The sequence below is a fragment of the Proteus sp. LHD240705 genome (assembly GCF_047921555.1).
In the GTDB taxonomy this organism is placed as follows: Bacteria; Pseudomonadota; Gammaproteobacteria; order Enterobacterales; family Enterobacteriaceae; genus Proteus.
In genome coordinates this window covers 150,853-170,626 of sequence record NZ_JBLRMI010000005.1, presented here as the reverse complement: position 1 = coordinate 170,626, position 19,774 = coordinate 150,853, and the positions used below count along the sequence as shown (strand labels likewise).

The window sequence follows — 19,774 nt, the reverse complement described above, 5'->3', positions numbered from 1 at the left end:
GTTCCTTTTCTTGTTATTAAAGACTTATTTCACCATCGCAGGTGTATTCACAGGGGCATCCCATAAGGTAAGTAACTCGTTATCAACTTTTAATAACGTAATTGAGATCCCTGACATATCGAGCGAAGTACAATAAGAACCAATTAAAGAACGTTCGATGGTTAAGCCAAATTTTTCACAGCATTGAGTTAAACGGTTATAAACACCATAAAGTTCAGATTGTGGTGTGGCACCAAGGTTATTAACTAAAACAATGACGCGATCGCCAGATTTTAAAGGCTGTTTTTCCTGATTTTCCTCGATCCAAGTGCCGCTTTCACGATCCCAATTGCGGATCACTCGTTGATAGTGACCATTCTCAATCAAGGTATTAAACATGGCATCAACAGTATCATTGAGAGAGGTAAATTTACGACGGTCAATACCTGGTTCGCCGTGAATACCGACACCAAACTCCATTTCATTTTCAGGTAAAGTAAAAGAAGGTTTTCCTGCGGCTGGAACGGTACAAGCTTCCAAGGCAATGCCGATAGAAAAACCATTGTTATTAATGTGATGACCTAATTTAACCAGTTCATCAAGAGAGTCGCCTCTTTCAGCTGCCGCACCCAGTAGTTTTTCTATTAAAACGGTATTGGCAACACCACGGCGTCCTGCGGTATATAAGCTATCTTTTACTGCTACGTCATCATCAACTAATACCGTTGCAATTTTTACACCATCGTCATGAAGCAGTTCTGTCGCTGTTTCAAAGTTAAGCACATCACCGGTGTAGTTTTTCACTATCATTAAAACGCCTTCACCGCTATCAATCTCTTTGGCACAGTCATACATTTTATCAGGTGTTGGTGACGTAAATATTTCACCAGGACATGCACCATCAAGCATTCCTTTACCGACAAAACCTGCATGCATGGGTTCATGTCCGCTACCACCGCCAGACAATAGAGCAACTTTACCTTTTACTGGAGCATCTTTTCGCGTGACATAAAAAGAGGAGGGATGAAGTTTGATTTCAGGATGGGCTTTAGCAAAGCCTTGTAGTTGTTCAGATAACACATCATCAACTCGATTAATCAGCTTTTTCATCTTAAATGCTCCATTTGAAATTTGTGTTTAGTCTTCAAACCAGAAATGAGATTTCTGGTTTGGGGGCTGACACATTATTTATTAAAGGATTGGTAAACACGGCATCAATAGGCGATGTTTGTTTTATTTAAAACATAAGAATTATTTTTATTTAGCTTAAAAATGAATCTACATCATTTATCTTTCTATAAGAATAGGTTAGTCAAATAACCTGTCAGAATGGGAGCAAGATCATAAAAATAAATGAAAAAAAGAGTGTCTGTTCGAGATGATTACATGCCTTGCAAAAGAGTAAGTGCTTTCTCTCGTTGCTCTGGAGAAAGATTTTTAATCACGTCTAATAACAACGTATCTTTGTTTTTTGCACTTGGCATAAGAGTGTGACTAAACGTGAGGTTTAAAACAAAGGTATGTCCGCATTCAGGATCACGACAAGCACAATATAGATCAGATAACTCTTTGTGTTTACGATTACTTTTCTTTATAAGCGCTTTTTCGCCACATTCAGGACAATAAATAGTTAGGACACGCATGTTATTTTTCTCTTTATTATCAGTTCTATTATGCTTTCTATATTAGCTTAAATTTGTATTATAACCAGTCTTATTATTGTTTTTTGATGTAAATAATTGTTTTTAAGCGATTTAAAGGTGCTAAAAACAAATAAAATTGTTTTGAGTAGGTGGGTTAGTTCGGTTATTGTCGGATAAATACACATAACCGATGTTAACCGAACAAACTTACTAGCCTAAAATACAAAGTTTGTAGATAATGGCTTCACGTTAAATCATACGGAGATGAGCAACATATTGAATTTATTATTTATTTTTTCTGTTGTTTTTCAGTGTGAGTAGAAGGCAATAGACAAGGATGTCTATTACAAGTTAACAAGGAAGTGAGTAAAAATACTTTTCAATAGTTGAGGGCTGGGTGTGAAAGGATTTCGCATAGCGTTCAAGTGAAAAGTGTTAAAAGCTGATCTTTATAATAAAAGTCGATGAAATAAGTTTTGTCTCGAATGACTAAGGAGTTAGGTCATGTTCAACACACAAGCGTTATATGCATGGATTGCACTCATGGCGTTTAGTTTGGGTTGGATTGCTCAAGGATGGCATCGAGACAATATGACGTTAGAACAACGGATGTTAATAACGGCAATCGAAGATCAGGTGAGCATGGATGCTTGCCCTGATCTTCAACTTTTTTCTTCTTTTTTTGGCGATAAATCACTAGAACACGCTTCTTCACTTCGGTTTTCTCCGTCATATCAAGAGATGGTGAAATTGAGTTTAAATAATCAGTGTGCCAATGCTGACTTTATTACTGTGTTTAATAATACACAATGTGAAGTTGGTGGTGATTTAATTAACTGATAATTAATAGATTTATTCTATTTTTGTCATGTCTTTATTGTTATTTATTCACCCTCATCAAGCCTAAATACGCTGACGCCCTTTAGGGCTAATAAGTTGGCCTTGTATGTCCGCGATACCAATATGTGCTATACAGCCTGCATTAAACTGTAAATAGTCATCTTCGATACCATCAGAAAAAATAACCCCATTTTCAGGCATTAAAGATTCTAATTGTAAAGGTGAATCAGGCTCAATTGTTCCAAAGGTTAGAGCTACGCCTGTTGTTCGACTTGGAAAAGGTTCTCTCACACTAAATTGCAGCTTTTTGTCACCCCAGCTAAATCCTTGTAACAGGGGATGTGATGCTTCTCCTGTGATTGCCATCGCGCCAGCGAGAATAGATTGAAACCAACCTGTCGAGCCAAGTCCCGTAGACACAATAATTCCTGATGAAGATTGTGCTTCTTGAGCACCACTCCATTGTAAAATATAGCGTGCAGACGTGTGGCTTTTGGGGCCAATAAATAGATCATTAACGGCTAACAGTGATTGGCCATCATTGGTTGTCGCTTGTGCAAAGGTCACGGATTTAAACGGCATTTTCTGATTAATGGTATTAATCACCGTCTCTTTTAATTCACCTATTTCAAAAGGAAGTAATTTGCCATCCCACCTTGAAGGATCGGGATTGATGGCAATAATAGGCTGTCCATTAAGGTATTTCAGTGTATTGGCGACCAGCCCATCTTGACCAATCACCACCACAATATCGTGGGGTGAGAATTGATAGCTAGGCAATAAGTTTCTTTCTAATAGCTGAAAACGTCCCAATGATTTTAAAACAAGTTCAGCTTCTGTTAGTTGCTTTTGATATAAATTGTGTTCGTTGAGGTAATCCGTTACCTCAACATTGTTGTGTTCTAAATAGAATTTGGCTTGTGACCACGTATTAAAACGCTCAATTAATTCCTGTAAGCGGCTTTTTCTCATCACCAGCACAAAGCGAAAATCTTCGTTACGTTGCATTATTTACTCCCTTTTTTCATAAATTGGCTAAATAAATCAGGAGTGATATTTAACTCACCAATTTTCCCTGAATTCAGCGCTAAGGTTTCAAATGCCATTGCCATTAATTGCTGAGAGTCCATTTTTGCTAGTGCCATGGCTTTTAGGTTTTCAACTGGCAGTTCACGATAAGCACGCATGGTCGCTTCAATAGCATAAGCATCAGCTTCTGATTGTGTTCGCTGATTTTCAGCACTTAACGCGACCAGTTCTTTACGTTTTGCTTCAGCATTTACTTTGGCTTCAAGGCGCTCTTTTTCAATCTCCGCTTGTTCCCGTAATAATGTGCGTTCGTTTTCTAAACGTGCTTCTTCAATTTCTTGTCGTTTACGTTGAACAGATAAGTCGGTTTCCAATTCAGCCTCTTTAATGGTGCGTTCTTGTTCTACCGAGAATTTACGACGAGCATAAATGGCATCGTCGGCTTCTTTCAGTAAGGATTCTCTTGCTTCGGCTTCGAGTGCTTTTAAGGTTTCTGGTGATGGAGTGATTGCTGCAATAGAGACATCTAAAATCGCAATACCTAATGCATCTAATGATGGGTGTTCAATTAATTGTTCCATCACCAAAGTAACTAATGATTGGCTAAGTAATAACGCTTCTCTAAGTGGTGTACTTTGGATCTTTGCTTGGATTAAGGTTTGTGCAATACGCACAACACGATCACTGAGTTTTAGTGGATCTTCTGATGCATAAGATTTGCCGTTTTTGCTCAAGTTAAAATTGAGCACTTCTGCGGCTTTTTCAGGTGTTTTGACCTGAAATGAAATTTGTCCTTGAATGCGTAAGCCCTGAAAGTCCGAGGTTTGAAAGTTGAAAATAAACGGCGCTTCTTGGGCGTTTAAAGGTAGTGCGGCAATAGAGGTTGTGGCTGAGTTATACCAAAAACTCAATCCTTTACCTTGCTGGCGAATTTTGCCGTTTACCGATTTAATAATGAAAGTTGATGAGTCTGCTTTGAAATAATTTAAGTTAAACATAGGATATCTCCAATTAGTGTCCTTATGACAATAACTGGATTGTGTCCTATCGACACTATGCTTGTCAACTGATTTAGTGTCTTTATGACAAAATTTGATTTTTTGCTGTTTAGGCTTAAAATAGTTTCATCGTTTTCTAATAAAGCTTACGCCATGAATGAACAAGATTTTTTAGCCAGTTATAACCGCCGTGATTTCCTATCCCCACTGATTACTGTTGATGCGGTACTGTTTACTTATCATGAAGAGCAGTTAAAAGTATTGTTAGTGAAAAGAGGAGAGCATCCTGAAAAAGGAAAATGGGGTTTACCTGGTGGATTTGTCGATGAAGTACAGGACAAATGCCTTGACGATACTGTGCTAAGAAAATTAAAAGAGAAAACGGGTGTGATCCCTCCTTATATTGAGCAACTTTGTTCCGTGGGAAATAACCAGCGTGATGTAAGAGGTTGGTCTGTGACGGTCTGTTATACCGCGTTGATTGCACATCAAGTGTGTGAAGCACATATTGATTCCGTGGATTCGGTAATGTGGTGTCCTATTGATGAGATTGCACAACAACGCTTAGCTTTTGATCACCATGAATTAATTACACAAGCAAGAGAGCGATTAAAGCAAAAATCACTCTATTCGATTGTTCCTGGATTTGCATTGCCAGAAGTTTTTACCTTGCCAGAGTTGCAACATGTTCATGAAATTCTGATTGGTAAAGAGATCCAGAAAAAATCCTTTAGACGACGCATCGAACAAGCTGATTTATTGATTGATACAGGAGAAAAGCGGGCAGAGAGAGGACGCCCTGCAAGTCTGTATCGACTTAAAGAGGCGTCTGCGGATTATCGTTTTATTCGAAATCTTGAGTTTTAATTCTTAAGTTGTTTTACAAAGTAATGAGCGCCATCTCGAATGGCGTCATCAGCCACTTTCATCATGCGTGAGTAGTGTAAAAAGGCATGTAATGTGCCTGGATACATTTTATATTCACAAGGTGATTGATGTGCTTCAAGGGTTTTAAAGAGAGTCACGCTATCATCAATAAGTGGGTCGTATTGTGCGCTGGCGATAAAGCAAGGGGGAATATCTTGCGTTAAATCGTTATTAAATAAGCAATAATAAGGTGCATCACGATTGCCTAACGCGGTTAAATACGCATTATCATATTCTTCTAGATCTTGCTGGCGCAACCCATCCCATTCACCACCATAAAGCCGACGGCTAGTGGAATCACGTAAACCGTATAATCCATACCATAATAAAGCTGCACTTACCTTGCCACAGTGGATTTGTTTGTCGCGTAACCACAGTACAGTAGCAAGCGATAACATGGCTCCCGCAGAATCGCCTGCAAAACCAATGTGTTGAGTGTTAATACCGTAGTGTTCAGCATGTTGATCATAAAACTGGCAGACTTGCGCTGATTCATCAATCGCTTGTGGATAATGTGCTTCTGGTGATAGTGAGTAATCAATACCAATCACTGCACAACTTGTATAAGACGCGAGTAAACGCATAATGCGATCGTGGGTATCTAAATTCCCTAAAATAAAGCCCCCACCATGAAGATAATAGAGTGTTGCGGGTGTTTTTTCTGTGGGTTGATAAAGGCGTGTTAGAACCTCGCCATAAGACGTGCTAACGGAAATATCTTGAATGCTAAACATTTCGGGTGCATCTGCATTCCAATAACGTCTGTCTTGATTGTAAGCAAGGCGCATAGAAGGGTAGTCATTACTTTCTGGCGCAGGTTGCGGATTATCTGCATAAAATTGCATAACTTGTTGCATTTCTGGCGAAATAATTTCTAGTACATTGATTTTATTTTTAGTTTTCATTAGCCCCTCCAATTATCACTGCTCGGTATTGTAAATACTGGGGCTTAATAAACTGGGATCTTGATATCCAATATTGAACGTTAGCGCTAAATAGCAAGGGTGAGACGTGAATATGTGATCTGACTTTGATTTAAATAGGACGACTGAAATATGATTAATTGCACAGTTTTTCTTAACTAAATATTTAATTGAGAATAGAAATGATAATGAGATATATTATTGTGTCTTTATATTTAATCTTATTTCAGAAAAGAAAAATGAAAATAAAATTAGCTATTTTAAGTTTACTTTGCAGCACCATTTTATTAAATGGATGTGCTATTCAATCAACACAGTCGGATGTGCAATTATTGAAAGCAAAATTAGCCGATAAACCAGAGGAAATAACTCAGAGTGAAATAAATGAGTCAAATCTTACGGTTAAAAATCACCCTAAGAATTTATTACGAGTATTTCCTAATTATCCTGCAAAAGCGTATTCTCAAGGCATTGAGGGAGCGTTAAATATAAAATTTGATATTGATGAAAATGGATATGTGCAAAATATTAGGATGTTAGATTCCCCTTTAGTGGAGGTTTTTGGTTTATCGACTATTCGAGCTATGGAAAAATGGCGTTATGAGTCAGGAAAACCGACAAAAGATTTAAATTTAACAATGGAATTTAAACGTTGATTTAAAAATAGCTTATAGCAAAGAGAATAACCCACGATAAATTAAACGGATTATTCTCTCTTTATCGTTAATTTGAGACTAATTGCACCACAACCAGTCGTCCGCCTTCTTCTGTTGATAATACAAATTGCAACCCATCTGTTAGCGCAATTTTATCGCCAATGGCTATCTGTTTTTTCTCTGGCAATACCATCAATCCCTCAATACGTTCATTCACCAGCCACCATGTTGAATTGTGAAAAACGAAATAACCGACACGTTTTTTCTGTTCATCAGTAGTGCGTTCATTGGGCGCAATAAGGCGATTAACATGCCAAGGAAAGAGTGATTGATTACTCCATACCATTAAGCGGTGATCGTCAGGTCTGAAACTGCCTGCCTTACGTGAAGAGTAGAGATTTAAAATCGGCAATTGACCTTTATAAGGCGTATGGCAATAAGGACAAACGGGCTGTGTTTTTCCAGAAAAAACATACCATTGCTGTTCACAATCTTTATTTTGACAAGGCTGAACTAAATCTACCGTTTTGACTAAAGCCGTCTCCCATTCATCTGCGGTAGGGCGTTGTGAAGGATCGTGTAATCCCGTGATAAACGCTCTTTCAAAAAGAGGCGTAAGGTAAGGCCCCATAATGGTATAAGGGATTTTTTGGGGATCAGCCCAAGGTAGCGATGACGGTTTTACCTGATTAAGTTTTACCGCATTGCTACGATCAGTTGGGTGCTCAATAAATAATGCTTTTTCACCCATAGAGAGCGTTTCATCACGCATTTCATCGTCAAGATCGTGAATTTTACCGCCCCGTAATGGGTGACGATAAAACAGATACATATAGATTAATACCGCAAGTGCGTGTCTATCTGTCGTGATGCTTGGCAAAATACGGTTAGGATCTTCTTTCGGTAAATGGCTGGTTTTTACTACTTCAGGCGCGATAAAGTCAGGGGTTCCCACCACATCAGGCGGATATTTACCGGGAACCACTAAACCGTCAATATCAATCACACAGGCATGACCTTGCTCAGGATCGATAAGGACGTTTTTATAGCTTAAATCACTGTGGCATAAGCCTGCTGCATGCATTCGTCGTACTGCACGAGAGAGCAATAAACAGACTTTAAGGTAATTTAATAGATTGCCTCTTTCACGAGGATCGAGAAATTTATTTTGGTTATTGGCACTTGCAAACCATTTACCTTCTTTTTCTCGACCTTTTATCGCAAGAAAGTCATTGTTTTTAGAACCATATTTAAAGAAAAAGTGGGATTGATAAGTTGGAACAACAATACCAATTTTGCCTTGATGTTCGACAACATCCGTTGGCCAGCAAAAGAGGTTTTTCCAATATTCTCCACCACTTTGTTCAAAGATATTATGTCGATAAGAGCCTGTTATCATATCGATTCTATCTTTGGCTTGTGCATTCTGTTGTGTTTTATAGAAGGCAACAACGTAGGTTCGGTCAGGGGAAAAATAGACATCTTTCATTGAGCCAGAGCCAATGATCTCATTGACGTACTGAACTGTTTTTCCACTTTGCGTTGTACAGGTAATGATCTCTGCCATGAAACTCACCGATTCTCTCTTTTATGATTACCAAGCCACAACCAGAGTGCGGTCATCGTGATTGCCTGCTGAAAAGAAATTCAGCCATTCAGCCAATGCGCTATCTGCATGTTCAGGAGAGGCTAAACAAGGCGATATTTCATCAATGAATGCAGCCCATTTATTGGGATCTTGTAAGCCATTATCCGTTTCAAATACGGGATCGGACACTCCGTCTGTCATTAAAATAAGATGTGAAATTTCTTTCCACTTACCAATAATAATGCGTCGATTAAATTCAGCATCGTTGAGCGCACTATCATCAAGAAAACGGGTTTGTCCTGCATATTCACCACTATCAGGAATACCTAAAATACGCACTTTTCCAGCAGGACCATAAGCGGCAATCGCACCATCTCCCATCCAAAATGAGGCAGCAAATAACTCATCATTGATACGCAAAGAAACCGTGGCTAATAACGTTGTTGAAAATGATTTTACGGGTTCATTAATATGAATCGCTTCATTTTTGAGGTTATTAATTGCTAATTGGGCGGCATTACGAAAGAGTTGTGCAAAGAAGCTTCCTACTTGATTAATGGCGCTGTTGTCATTCCATTGATGGATGGTTTCAAGATGAGGTTTAATTGCTTCATTTTCCAAACTTAATTGTGATTTTAAATAGTGGCTGACCGTATTGATAGCAATGCGTGAGCCTTCGCGAGAATAGCGAGCACTGCCTGCACCATCAGCAACAATTAAAATATTCCATTGGCTTTGGTTATCGTGGTGAATATAAAAATCATCATCACGGAATGTGCCTGCATGTTCATGAGAACGCCCACGACGGCTTGCTCCTACAATTCGAATGTCTTCTTCAAGAATAAGTTGGCTATCGATGTGGGCTTTGGGATAAGGGCTATCAGCGGGAGGTTCATTGATTTGCCATAAGCTACGCGGATCAGGATTGATGATTAATAAGACTTCATCTTGATAACGAATAGCATTAACAGACCAATGGACAACCAATATGAAATTGCCACTTTTTGTTGGCATTCCTACTAAGCAACAACTTTCATGATCAAAGGTTATTCCAACTCCTTCAGGGACATCAACCGCTTCAATTTCGGCAATTTCGAGGGTATTTAGCTCGATACTGAGCGTAGAATTGAATGCAGTGCCTACTTTTGCATTAGAAAGGGTAATTTTTGCCGTAGGGCGATGAATAATCGGTTTTTCTGTTGGCATTGGTGATGAGTGTGTTGGAATTTGACCTGGCTTTAATGGACACTCTTCTGGTAATGATGTTTCTTCAGCAGCTAAATTGCGAGCTGGTGGCAATAACAGAAGAATAGGGGGGATTTTGTCTTGTGGTGTTATTTTTTCTGCCGCTTTAGCATTGATTTTATCAATAATAAAATCAATGTATTGAGCGATTTCCTCATCTTCATACAACGCAATAACAAGTTCTTCATGCACTGGAATGCGATGTTGTGTCAGCGTGTCATCAATAATCAGTTTTGTGAGTAGGGCTTTTTTATCCATTAGCCTTTACCTCGTGTGACATCAAAGTCAGATTGGCTGCTGTTATCACCAAAGGTGATGTTGTTATCACACCAAGGGCAAACAACGCTTTCAGGGCCATTCACACAAAGTAATTTACCACATTGGCAAACGGCAAAAGCAGTAGCATTGCCGCAATAAGGGCAGCCAGGTGTACCATGAAGTTCGCTGGTGTTAACTTGATATGCCGTGGCGCTGAGATCACTCCATGCAAAGTAATCTTCATTTAAAGTGTAGCAACCCGTTAAGTTAAAACCATTAAGATTGAGGTTAAAATCGAGCCCTGAAGCTTTCATTGGTGGTCGTTCATATTTCATTAAATAAGGTGAACGTGTGTGGCTACAACGCCCGACAAAAGTGACACAAGACTCATCATAGGCACGAGCAACATCATCTTTCGCAAGACGAACAATATACTCTGTTTGATTTAAAAGTGGTGGCGGCTCTTCGCCAACACTTCGGCTATGAGAAACCACTGACATCGTTATCCATTTAATGAAACGAGTAAAATCGCCTTCTTGTGCTTCGGTAAATAACAGCACGTTTTCAGTTAATTGCGACAGCACATGTAAGTCTGCACTTAAGCCTAATCCAATCGCAATTAAGTTAACTTTGTTGGCGTAGTGAGCTTTCCAGCGCTTGATCTCTTGCGCGTAATCATCAGTAGGTCTGCCGTCAGTTAAAAGATAAACGACAGGTTTCCAATCGCCTTTTTGCTCAAGTGTGGTTTTTCTTACTTGCGTGTCGATTTGGTGAGAAAGTTCTCGTAATGCGCTGCCTAATGACGTGCCTCCGCCTAAAGGAAGTTGAGGAGGATAAAAAGAGACGACTTCAGTGAGTGGAACAATCGTTTTTGCAACACCAGCAAAGGCGATAACAGAAATACAAGCCGTTTCAAGGGCGTGCGGATCTCTTCTCAGATCGTTAATAATAGTTGTTAGACCGTCATTCATCTTTTTTAGGTTTTCACCGATCATTGATTCTGAACAATCTAAAACAAAGAAAATGGGTAGCCTTCTCATTGTTATACCTTATCTCTTTATCGTGGCTGTTATGTATTGTGATGGATAAACCAAAGTCTGAATAAAATAAAAGCAAAGCCTTTTGGAGCGCTTTGCTTTTATAGATCACAGTACCAGTTGGATTTCAGGAGGTGGCGGCGGTAGGGTGTCTTTATCCGTATTCACTCCTGCACTTGAACTGCCAGATGCGACACTGGCAGAAACCCATTTAAAAAAGCCCGAGAAGGCATTGGAGTCTAGCGTTTCTAAAGCTACCACTTGAGATGTAAGCTCTTTAAGGTGATCGTGTTTGGCTTTAGGGCCAACAGCACAAGCGATGATCGAACCAAATGAACGCTTTTTCACTTCTTTAATCGCTTCACCATAGGCGTAAGCATCAGACGGTGTGCCATCCGTCATTAAAAAAACGAGAGGACGCCAGTCACCTTTTTGGTCACCATCGGAACGTTTAATATCACGATCGACACACTTGATTAAACATTCCAGCGCAGCACCAGTGAAAGTACCGCCAGAGCTAGGTACGGTGATATCTGAGAATTGGAAATCTTCTAATGCAGTTAATGGGATAAATTCACGAGCCTCGTTATCATAGGTAATGATAGAGATATGCACGCTTTCTAATGCGTAAGGATTTTGTCTCAATGCATTAAGCATTGTTTGTATCCCAACGTTAACCGCATGAATAGATTCACCTCTCATTGATCCTGAAGTATCAATCAGCAGGTAAACGGGAAGTCTTCTCATTAGGCGAAATCCTTTAAGTAAGAAATAAAGCTATCTGAACTTGAAGGCTCTCCAATGGCGTTCAGTTTCCAGCCATTATCTTCTCTGACTAATTCAGCAAACAGCATTGAACGTTGGTTGTTGAAGGCTTCGCCTCCAGATAAATCAAAACGAGCCATTTCTACATTTTTCGCATCAACAGCGCGGATAAAGGCGTTTTGTACTTTACCAAAATGTTGTTGTAGTTCTCGACCATTGTAAATCTGAACAATAAAGACAATTTTGGTAAATTTAGGATCAAGTGTGTTTAATTTCACAATGATCTGTTCATCATCGCCATCACCTGCGCCTGTTCGGTTATCACCCGTTAACCAAATTTGTCCTGATTTGTGTTGTAGGCTATTAAAGAAAATAATATCGCCATTAACGAGAGAAGGTTGCCCACCTTCAATTTGACCTAAATCGTTTACTTTGCCATTTTCACCACATAAGAAGGCAATAACATCTAAATCGTATTCTTCGCTTTTTTTACCAAAAAGCCCACCAAGGAATCCGCGTTTTTCTTCGTTGATATCCCAGCCTAAACCGATAGTGACAGAGGAAAGGTCATATTCATTTTTCTTTAAACTAACACCTTGTCCTTTTTTTAAACTAATAGACATATTCATTCCTTTTTTATTTAAAGTACAACGTTAACCTCAGGAGGTGGCGGTGGTAAGTCATCAAGATCACTAATATCTTTCTTAGTTAAATCGACTTTTTGACTACCGACAGAAATACTGGCTGAAACCCACTTAAAGAATGACTTAATGGTATTGGAGTCCGCAGTATCTAGCTGTAATACAATTTCAGTGATATTTTTTAGTACATCAGTTTGTGCTGATTGTCCTGCTGCACACGCAATAACAACGCCAGTGCGTGCCGCTTTAAATTTCTCAACGCCTTTTTTCCAATCGTCTGTGGGGGCGCCATCTGTCATCACAAAAACTAACGGACGCCAATCTCCTTTTGTTTCAGCTGTAGTTTTTTGTACTTCTTTTTCAATACGACTAGAAACTAAAGTGAGCGCAGAACCTAATGCTGTTGTTCCACTTGCGACTAAATCTGGTACTTTAAAATTGATTAAATCAGTGAGTGGCACAACCTGTTGCGCGATTGAGTCAAAGGTGATGATAGAAATATAAGCAGTTTCTAATGCGTAAGGATCTTGGCGTAGTGTTGATAAGAGCATTTCAACGCCATTTTTTACTGCTGCAATAGGCTCTCCATACATGGAAGTCGATGTATCAAGCAAAAGGTAAACTGGCAATCTTCTCATGCATTTATCCTGTGAGTGAGATAGAAATAAGCGATTAATATACTAACCGACCCATGAAGGTGTTCAATTGAGATTATGCTTAGTTTAATTAAATTAGAGAAAAAACGCAGTGATGATTGTCCAATATTATTAATCTGAATGAAGATAGTATGAAAAGTAAAATAAAAGAGAAATTAGCCTGTTTGTCATCCTTAAATTGAGTGATGGAGCGATTTTATTTTATTAAAGAAAATATATTTTATTGAACCGTCTTAATAAGAGTAATGCTAAATGAATGACTAATAGTGATTAGGTATAAATACTCTTTTTAATTAAAAAATAACAATTATAAAAGTCAATAAATTCAAAGTATTAGTTAATTGGTGTTTTTTGTTTTTAAAGTAATTTAAAATAAATTAAGAGTGTGAGGAAATATATGAAACAATTCTATTAGATAAGTGTTTTTATATATTTTCTGCTTTTGTTGTTTTTATAAAATAACTTGATACCGAAGTATCAAGTTGCTTTTTTTATTTAATTCGAATTCTTTTTTTCTTTTTCTTTCTCTGCTATTTCAGCGAGTGTTGATTGAATTAAATTTTCAATATAGTGATCAACTAATAATTCAACAGCTTCACTACGTGTGGAATTATTTAAATAAGATAATCTATCAATCTTGCGCAATGCTGACATTTTTAATGAAAGTGAAACAGATTTCTTCTTATCTTTATCGAGATAAACTCGGCTTGTCATTCCATTGTGGCGTAGATCTTCGCTGGCGGATAATGCCTCACGCATACGGCGTAACGCCTTACTATCGAGTTGACCTCGTTCAGTCATTTGATATGCACGAGAGGCTTTGCTGTATTTTATTTCAGCACCATAAGAATCTCTTATCTCTTTTAATACACGAGTTAACGTAGGCTCTGAGCATTCAAGAGCAGAAATAATCTTAATGGTTGGAACCTTTTTTCCTGAGCTTAAAAGGGTTGCCAGTGTAAAGACTCTGACCTGACGAGTGCTTAATTGCATGCTTAGTTACCACTTATTTTGTCATTGGTGTGTTAAAATATTCAGCAATAATTTCTATTATTCTTGTTCTGTGTTGACAAGGATAAATAAAATAAGCTGCCTATTAAATGTAGTATAAATTAATAACTGAAATAAAAAAAATACACTTTTTTAAATAAAAAGATTCACGTTGTTCTTATAAGTTCTAGTTAAAGATAACATGCTTTAACTAGAAACTTATAAATCGAAATCAATATAAGATAATTATTTTATCTTATCGAATTTATCACCTGCTATAGAGTATTTTATGTTGCGTTAAAACGTTGAGCATTATTTTGTTGGTTAGGAATAATGCCATAAATTTTAGCTCTGGTTAAAATACTCAATGCCCAGCGACGATGTGTTGCTGGTTCACACATTGCACCTTGTGATTTAAAGACGGCTTGTGTTGAATTTAAAATACGTAATGCATCTGAATGATCGGATTGAGACACCATGAGAGCTTGTTCAATTTTATGAATTTGCTTTGGATGGATCGCTGTTTTACCGACAAGGCCATTAGCAATATCAAGTGCCAGCTCTTTATCCATAATATGGTGATCATCAATATGCTCACAAACAGGTGCTGTGAGGGCAAATTGGCGAGCGCCAAAGACAGCAACTAACATTTTTATCACGTAACCCATTGGGCCATCATAAAGTGTTAATTGGCGATTACGTCTAAGAGAAATGACATTCATTAAATCATTACCACCAATACGTAATGCAATAATTCTGTTATGACAAGGGTGAGTTAGTAGGTGGTTTGCAAGCTCTGTCATTTGAATAACATCAAACACTTCTTCTGTTTCAAGTGTTGGCATCATACATAAATGCGTATTTTCAATAATATTCCACCAAATTGGCAGAGAAACTTGTGTGAACTTAGGCAAAACAAGACCATCGATGGCGCTGACATCAAGATTTTCAGTGATCCATTGACCCATTTCAGTGTGGCGAGGGCGAATAAACAGCAGTGGCCAATGGCTACAATCGCTGTTTTTTTTGTGCTCTGCTAAGGTATTTAATAAGGCTGCCAAGTTTTCTAATGCAACAGGAATATCTGCATCACTCACGGCATCTTCTAAACAGATAATTAAAGAGCGTAACCCTTCAATTTTCTGATTGATGATTGTGGGTGCGATATCTGTTCGTGTCGCGGGCATATAAAGCGTTGCCCCTAAATTCCATGGGGATAATCGTTCAATCATTATTTCACCTTTTTAATGATAGTCACTGCACGATATTGACCAAGCGCTTGCCCTATTTCAATAACAGCAATATTTTTTTCCTGCGCAAGATAAACCAGTAACGCGACATCAGGATCGGTTATTTCTCTCACAAGAACATGATCAGGTACACGGCGTAAAACAGCGCGTGTAGCTTCAGCAATACCGGGTTTTATACGATTGATATTTGAAATATCATATTTGTTTGCAAGTGAACTAACGACGTTTTCGCTCAGCTTTTTTAAGTCTGATTGTTGTTCTTTAAATGTAGCTAGTGGAGTATCGTTATCGATTAATGTATCAACGACTTTTCCAACAGTATCAACAAGGTAACGACTGCATTCATACTGTTTTAAATGTTGGCAATCCACAAAACCGTGAAAGCCTTCTTCAGTCCAAATTGAACGTGAAATTAATCCTGAAACAGGCGCTCCCATGATCCCAAATGGGATAAGCCAATCTTCATCGCTGGCACTTAACCATGCACAGCCACAAGGATCAGCAAGGACGACAAGACGAGGCTGAGCTGGATAGCCTTTTCGCCCTGATAACGAACGAATAAGTTCACCTGTAATAGCGCCTTTTCCTGTCCATCCATCGACAAACACAATACCTTCTGTACCGTGGCGTTGTTCTATCCATGAAAGCGCTTCGCTATCAATGCCTCTATCTCGAATAATACTAATGCCGTAGTGATAAGAGGTTTTTCCCATTTTACGTAATGTTTGTTGCAACATGACGCCTAAAGGAACACCTGCACGAACAAGGCTTGTCAAGATAATTTTGGTATCACCAAAGCGTTCAATCAATGATTTAGCCAACATTATGACTTCAGTTGCTAAGCGTGTAGCACCTGTTTCTAGCGCTTTTTCAAAGAGATCTAGATGCCATGTTGTTGGCTCTGGCTCTTGACTTAGCATGTCAGAATAGTGGCGCTTACCCGATTGTATCAGCTCTTCTTTTAACTCAACGGGCGTCATTTCGATATTAACCGGTTGAAGTAGGAAATCGACATCTCCTGATACATAAGAGCCCGAAAAAGGCTTATGATCCATCATGTTTATTCTCCAAAAATTTTTGTGTTGATCGCATCCGCAAATTGGCTTTGACGAGGAAGTCCATACCAACTACATAATTTCATAAAGCGATGATCACTTAGGCTGTCACCGAGTCCAATCACAGGAAAAACACCACGCTCAGCTTTTAATTTATTGAGCAAATAGGTGGCAGCTTTGCCTTTTTCGATAGGCTCAGGTAACCAAGCAATATTGTTGCTGTTACGATGAATATAAAAACCTTCAGTTGAGAATGTTTTTTCTATCTCATCACCTATGGTGTATAGCTCGTCTAATCGGGTGCTATCGTTATGCTTCATGACTAAATAAATAGGCAAATCACCGTATTCATAGTTAATTCGCGCCCAACCATCAATATTTCGTTCCGCCATTAATTGCGTGATTGATTGTTGTAGAGTCAATAAACGCTGTGTATATGGCGCTAAGCTTTGAGTGATGTGGTTTTGCCATTGTGTATCAGCATTGCCTTCTGGCGTTAATATCACCGCACCATGTGTAGTAATCGCCCAAGAATGAAAAGGAATGGTGACTCGGCTAATCTCTTCTGTTCCACGAGCAGTAACAGGAATTAAATCCGCGTGCTCTAACATCCAATCTACAAGCATGGCTTGCTCTTGGGTCATAAAGCTACGGGGTTCTAAGCTTCTATCTAGCGCGCCAGTCTTATAGGGTTCTAGTGCTAATTCATCCACCATCTTACGACGTGTTTGAAATAGTGTGTCATCGAGATCAGTTAAAATAACGGGCTTAGTCATAACTAATTACCTCAACAATAGGTGCAACTTTATTGAGGGCTTCAATCAGTTGGCTATCAATGCTTTCAGCTGGTGTTTCACAACAAAGCAAAATGCGATCAAATTGTTGATGCGCCACGTTATAGACGAAGTTAGGAATACCTAAACCATAATTATCAGTAAATGTGATCGCTGATTGAATGGCAAAATTAGTTGAAATAGGTGAACGCGTTGTCGAACTATATTTTACGATAGCACCTTGTTTTTCAAGACGTTCAGCCAATAAAAACGGCTCCCAAACAAATTCTCCCGATCCTAAAACAAGGATTTTTTCACCTAAAGAAGCATTGATGGATAAACCCAGATTGCTTGCGGGCGTTGTCATCCCTAATCGACCCCAGCTCTGTTTACCAGTGATAGCAACTTGCCCTGATGCAGTGATATTAACATTAGGCATAATAGGTAAAGGCGCATTTGGATCGGCATCCCATTGCCACTTCCCTTGAACTAAAGAGAGGGTTTTAATCGGTAATGGGGAGCGCTCAACGATAGAATCACCACTCCAATCGGTTAAGGTTACCGCTATAACCTGCTCAATATGGGTTAATCCACCTTCTTCACGTAGTGCTGAAAGGAGGTTGATAAAGGTATTACCTGTAGTCGCTTCATCATCAATTAATACAACGGTTTTTGCTTTTTGTACCCACTGGCGTTGCTCTGCTGTTGTAGGTAAATAGAGTAAGTGATCAGTCGCGTGGCTGTGATTTTCTTTAAATTCACACAGCAACTCACCTTTATCAACAGGATGACGTGTTGATGTTAAATAAATGGCTTGTTGATAGCGATTTCTCACTTCATCAAAAATGCCAGCACCTAAACCCACCGCCGTTTCTGCCATACCAATAAACAGTACAGGACCTTCAAGTGAGTCAGGAAATTGATGGGCAAGTTTTTGGTAGGTTTCACGCATTTTTTTCGGTGAAACAGGAATATGACGACCTAATACTTTACTGACAAATAGAAATGCACGCTTAGGATTGCGTCTTTCTGCAATATCAAATAATTCATCAAGTAACTCAATAGAACAATTTGGCGTCACACTTAATGTGCCACAAGAAAGAAGGCGACGATAAACGGATGAGTCACTCATACTATTTTTCATTATTAATTATTATCCGTACTGATTAAGTTTGTTAACGCTGAATTGAAAACAATAGAATCGGTGATTGAGCGTATTTTTGTTGGTGTAAAATGGTTATTTTGGGCTTCAGCCTCTTCAATACTTATTAATCCTAATTGGCGTAAAGCAAAAATACCTGCAAGATTAATTCCACAATGTTGGGTATAACCAATACCACCAGAAGGGCGCATATTAATTTCAAGTAAGAGTGGGCGACCTTGATGATTATTTCGAGTTTGCACATTCACAAGACCATCGGCTTTCATCGCCGTTGCGCACGCTTTACCTAATTCATAAGCCTCGCCTGAGATCTCTAGATGTTGTATTGCACCCTCTTTGCGTCGAGCTACAGCTGCAATAACATCACCTTGTTCAACCACCATATCAACAGAGTATTCAGGACCAGGCAAATAAGGCATTAAGACTAAAGGTTCAAAATGTTCAACTGCCTTTAATGCATCAAGATATTGTTGAGGATTGACTTGGCGATTTTCTGGGTGATTAAACAGTGCCATCGGTGAAACTTGATTATCAAAGCGCCAAAAACCCATACCATAAATCCCTTTTACAGGTTTGATGCATAAAGGTATTTCGCCAAAAGGAGGCTCTTTTATATGCGTTTCTAATTCATCGATAGATTTAATGTAAATAGAAGGTACTGCAGGAAGCCCACATTGTTCCATCGCTTGTGCAAATGCAACTTTATTATCAGCTAACTGAAGCTGTTCAAGTTGTGTGGCCCCAGTTGTTAATTTTACCCCAAATGACTCAATTTCTTGGCGGTGTAATTCAAACCATGCGCTATTACGACCGGTGTGAATGGCACGGACTTGATGCTGTCTTACAACATCATCGATAAATTGTAAGCGTAATGTCTCTTCAAGAGGTTCATAAAAAGCCCCATCAGCAAGCGATAAAATCTCATTTCGAGTATGACGATGAGATGCGAGCACAAAGATCTCTTGATGCTGCTGTTTTGCAAAGTCTTTAACACTTTGAATTATATCGCGTTGTGATGATAAACCTTCCATAAACCAAATTGTGTTATTCATTACTCTGTATACCGTGAAATAAAAGTGTAGGGTTCAATGCTTATAATCATGAAGATTTCGAAGAACTGTGTCAATCATAATATGATTTATTTGAGTTAATTTTTAAATTGGGTAATTGAGTAAGTTATTATTATGATTTTTTTGTGTTTTTAATATTTTATTACAATGAAAATATCATTGATATCAATAAATTGACAAAACTTTAAATTTAAGTGAGAAAAATAGTCTTGCTCGTGTACTTCATCATGATATGATGATTTTCATGATATGGAATTAATCACAAATGGCGTTATTGTTTCACTCTACC

At 38.6% G+C, this 19,774-nt stretch carries 19 protein-coding genes and 2 pseudogenes; 3 read left to right on the top strand and 18 right to left on the bottom strand.

Annotated features, from left to right (window positions below):
- Positions 1-24: 24 nt before the first annotated feature.
- Together dhaK and ACNART_RS11640 are read right to left on the bottom strand one after the other, a co-directional pair.
- Positions 25-1,089 carry a dihydroxyacetone kinase subunit DhaK gene (gene dhaK, locus ACNART_RS11645; protein ID WP_198620725.1) on the bottom strand — a complete coding sequence of 355 codons (1,065 nt, stop codon included), beginning with the start codon at positions 1,087-1,089 and terminating at the stop codon, positions 25-27.
- A 272-nt stretch (positions 1,090-1,361) separates the two neighbouring features.
- Positions 1,362-1,622, bottom strand: coding sequence for an ogr/Delta-like zinc finger family protein (locus ACNART_RS11640; RefSeq protein ID WP_109372990.1), 261 nt, complete (start codon positions 1,620-1,622; stop codon positions 1,362-1,364).
- 504 nt (positions 1,623-2,126) lie between these two features.
- On the opposite strand from ACNART_RS11640, the gene ACNART_RS11635 reads away from it, so the two are divergent.
- The gene (locus tag ACNART_RS11635; RefSeq protein WP_109372991.1) at positions 2,127-2,462 is read left to right on the top strand and encodes a hypothetical protein; all 336 of its coding nucleotides are present in this window, start codon (positions 2,127-2,129) and stop codon (positions 2,460-2,462) included.
- Between the two features lie 63 nt (positions 2,463-2,525).
- Here the strand turns inward: ACNART_RS11635 and ACNART_RS11630 are convergent, their stop codons facing one another.
- Together ACNART_RS11630 and ACNART_RS11625 are read right to left on the bottom strand one after the other, a co-directional pair.
- Entirely contained in the window at positions 2,526-3,470 is a 945-nt protein-coding gene (locus ACNART_RS11630) for a sugar kinase (protein ID WP_198626221.1), read from the bottom strand.
- Complete coding sequence (locus ACNART_RS11625) at positions 3,470-4,489, bottom strand: SPFH domain-containing protein (RefSeq protein WP_198620728.1); 1,020 nt, start codon at positions 4,487-4,489, stop codon at positions 3,470-3,472. Before ACNART_RS11625 ends, ACNART_RS11630 begins: the two co-directional genes overlap by 1 nt.
- A gap of 153 nt (positions 4,490-4,642) precedes the next feature.
- Between ACNART_RS11625 and ACNART_RS11620 the strand changes: the two genes are divergently transcribed.
- Positions 4,643-5,356 carry an NUDIX hydrolase gene (locus ACNART_RS11620; protein WP_198632372.1) on the top strand — a complete coding sequence of 238 codons (714 nt, stop codon included), beginning with the start codon at positions 4,643-4,645 and terminating at the stop codon, positions 5,354-5,356.
- Here ACNART_RS11620 and aes read toward each other — a convergent pair.
- A complete protein-coding gene (gene aes / locus ACNART_RS11615; RefSeq protein ID WP_368927803.1) occupies positions 5,353-6,321 on the bottom strand; it encodes an acetyl esterase in 969 nt (322 codons plus the stop codon). The two genes, ACNART_RS11620 and aes, sit on opposite strands and share 4 nt — an antisense overlap.
- A gap of 257 nt (positions 6,322-6,578) precedes the next feature.
- On the opposite strand from aes, the gene ACNART_RS11610 reads away from it, so the two are divergent.
- Positions 6,579-6,995 carry a TonB family protein gene (locus ACNART_RS11610; protein WP_198626219.1) on the top strand — a complete coding sequence of 139 codons (417 nt, stop codon included), beginning with the start codon at positions 6,579-6,581 and terminating at the stop codon, positions 6,993-6,995.
- A gap of 67 nt (positions 6,996-7,062) precedes the next feature.
- Here ACNART_RS11610 and ACNART_RS11605 read toward each other — a convergent pair whose 3' ends face one another.
- From ACNART_RS11605 to ACNART_RS11545, 13 genes and pseudogenes are all read right to left on the bottom strand, one after another.
- Positions 7,063-8,562: a helix-hairpin-helix domain-containing protein gene (locus ACNART_RS11605; RefSeq protein ID WP_368927801.1), complete on the bottom strand. Its 1,500-nt coding sequence runs from the start codon at positions 8,560-8,562 to the stop codon at positions 7,063-7,065.
- 27 nt (positions 8,563-8,589) lie between these two features.
- Positions 8,590-10,086, bottom strand: a complete 1,497-nt coding sequence (locus tag ACNART_RS11600) for a PP2C family serine/threonine-protein phosphatase (protein ID WP_368927800.1) — start codon at positions 10,084-10,086, stop codon at positions 8,590-8,592.
- Entirely contained in the window at positions 10,086-11,126 is a 1,041-nt protein-coding gene (locus ACNART_RS11595; RefSeq protein ID WP_198620733.1) for a TerY-C metal binding domain-containing protein, read from the bottom strand. The genes ACNART_RS11600 and ACNART_RS11595 overlap by 1 nt, the downstream gene beginning before the upstream one ends.
- A 105-nt stretch (positions 11,127-11,231) precedes the next feature.
- Entirely contained in the window at positions 11,232-11,870 is a 639-nt protein-coding gene (locus tag ACNART_RS11590) for a vWA domain-containing protein (RefSeq protein WP_416303603.1), read from the bottom strand.
- Positions 11,870-12,511: a TerD family protein gene (locus tag ACNART_RS11585; RefSeq protein WP_198626217.1), complete on the bottom strand. Its 642-nt coding sequence runs from the start codon at positions 12,509-12,511 to the stop codon at positions 11,870-11,872. Before ACNART_RS11585 ends, ACNART_RS11590 begins: the two co-directional genes overlap by 1 nt.
- A 17-nt stretch (positions 12,512-12,528) precedes the next feature.
- The gene (locus ACNART_RS11580) at positions 12,529-13,167 is read right to left on the bottom strand and encodes a vWA domain-containing protein (RefSeq protein WP_198626216.1); all 639 of its coding nucleotides are present in this window, start codon (positions 13,165-13,167) and stop codon (positions 12,529-12,531) included.
- 513 nt (positions 13,168-13,680) lie between these two features.
- Complete coding sequence (locus tag ACNART_RS11575; RefSeq protein ID WP_109373001.1) at positions 13,681-14,178, bottom strand: tellurium resistance protein TerW; 498 nt, start codon at positions 14,176-14,178, stop codon at positions 13,681-13,683.
- Positions 14,179-14,462: 284 nt separating this feature from the next.
- Complete coding sequence (locus ACNART_RS11570; RefSeq protein ID WP_109373002.1) at positions 14,463-15,407, bottom strand: HpcH/HpaI aldolase/citrate lyase family protein; 945 nt, start codon at positions 15,405-15,407, stop codon at positions 14,463-14,465.
- Positions 15,407-15,613: pseudogene (locus ACNART_RS11565) on the bottom strand (RNA-binding protein); the annotation flags it as partial. The gene ACNART_RS11570 and the pseudogene ACNART_RS11565, both read right to left, overlap by 1 nt.
- 125 nt (positions 15,614-15,738) lie before the next feature.
- Positions 15,739-16,483, bottom strand: a pseudogene (locus tag ACNART_RS11560) (cysteine protease StiP domain-containing protein); the annotation flags it as partial.
- Positions 16,484-16,485: 2 nt separating this feature from the next.
- Positions 16,486-17,256: a hypothetical protein gene (locus ACNART_RS11555; RefSeq protein WP_234980414.1), complete on the bottom strand. Its 771-nt coding sequence runs from the start codon at positions 17,254-17,256 to the stop codon at positions 16,486-16,488.
- A complete protein-coding gene (locus tag ACNART_RS11550; RefSeq protein WP_368927798.1) occupies positions 17,249-18,385 on the bottom strand; it encodes a phosphoribosyltransferase domain-containing protein in 1,137 nt (378 codons plus the stop codon). The genes ACNART_RS11555 and ACNART_RS11550 overlap by 8 nt, the downstream gene beginning before the upstream one ends.
- A gap of 14 nt (positions 18,386-18,399) precedes the next feature.
- A complete protein-coding gene (locus ACNART_RS11545; RefSeq protein ID WP_198620740.1) occupies positions 18,400-19,467 on the bottom strand; it encodes an ATP-grasp domain-containing protein in 1,068 nt (355 codons plus the stop codon).
- Positions 19,468-19,774 lie beyond the last annotated feature (307 nt).

Excerpts from the sequence above, each read along its gene's own strand:
- ACNART_RS11635 (WP_109372991.1), top strand. The coding sequence starts at position 2,127 with ATGTTCAACACACAAGCGTTATATGCATGGATTGCACTCATGGCGTTT.
- ACNART_RS11595 (WP_198620733.1), bottom strand. The coding sequence starts at position 11,126 with ATGAGAAGGCTACCCATTTTCTTTGTTTTAGATTGTTCAGAATCAATG.
- ACNART_RS11575 (WP_109373001.1), bottom strand. The coding sequence starts at position 14,178 with ATGCAATTAAGCACTCGTCAGGTCAGAGTCTTTACACTGGCAACCCTT.
- ACNART_RS11570 (WP_109373002.1), bottom strand. The coding sequence starts at position 15,407 with ATGATTGAACGATTATCCCCATGGAATTTAGGGGCAACGCTTTATATG.
- ACNART_RS11630 (WP_198626221.1), bottom strand. The coding sequence starts at position 3,470 with ATGCAACGTAACGAAGATTTTCGCTTTGTGCTGGTGATGAGAAAAAGC.
- ACNART_RS11610 (WP_198626219.1), top strand. The coding sequence starts at position 6,579 with ATGAAAATAAAATTAGCTATTTTAAGTTTACTTTGCAGCACCATTTTA.
- ACNART_RS11555 (WP_234980414.1), bottom strand. The coding sequence starts at position 17,256 with ATGACTAAGCCCGTTATTTTAACTGATCTCGATGACACACTATTTCAA.
- ACNART_RS11585 (WP_198626217.1), bottom strand. The coding sequence starts at position 12,511 with ATGTCTATTAGTTTAAAAAAAGGACAAGGTGTTAGTTTAAAGAAAAAT.
- ACNART_RS11590 (WP_416303603.1), bottom strand. The coding sequence starts at position 11,870 with ATGAGAAGACTTCCCGTTTACCTGCTGATTGATACTTCAGGATCAATG.
- aes (WP_368927803.1), bottom strand. The coding sequence starts at position 6,321 with ATGAAAACTAAAAATAAAATCAATGTACTAGAAATTATTTCGCCAGAA.
- ACNART_RS11550 (WP_368927798.1), bottom strand. The coding sequence starts at position 18,385 with ATGAGTGACTCATCCGTTTATCGTCGCCTTCTTTCTTGTGGCACATTA.
- ACNART_RS11605 (WP_368927801.1), bottom strand. The coding sequence starts at position 8,562 with ATGGCAGAGATCATTACCTGTACAACGCAAAGTGGAAAAACAGTTCAG.
- ACNART_RS11625 (WP_198620728.1), bottom strand. The coding sequence starts at position 4,489 with ATGTTTAACTTAAATTATTTCAAAGCAGACTCATCAACTTTCATTATT.
- ACNART_RS11620 (WP_198632372.1), top strand. The coding sequence starts at position 4,643 with ATGAATGAACAAGATTTTTTAGCCAGTTATAACCGCCGTGATTTCCTA.
- ACNART_RS11600 (WP_368927800.1), bottom strand. The coding sequence starts at position 10,086 with ATGGATAAAAAAGCCCTACTCACAAAACTGATTATTGATGACACGCTG.
- dhaK (WP_198620725.1), bottom strand. The coding sequence starts at position 1,089 with ATGAAAAAGCTGATTAATCGAGTTGATGATGTGTTATCTGAACAACTA.
- ACNART_RS11545 (WP_198620740.1), bottom strand. The coding sequence starts at position 19,467 with ATGAATAACACAATTTGGTTTATGGAAGGTTTATCATCACAACGCGAT.
- ACNART_RS11580 (WP_198626216.1), bottom strand. The coding sequence starts at position 13,167 with ATGAGAAGATTGCCAGTTTACCTTTTGCTTGATACATCGACTTCCATG.
- ACNART_RS11640 (WP_109372990.1), bottom strand. The coding sequence starts at position 1,622 with ATGCGTGTCCTAACTATTTATTGTCCTGAATGTGGCGAAAAAGCGCTT.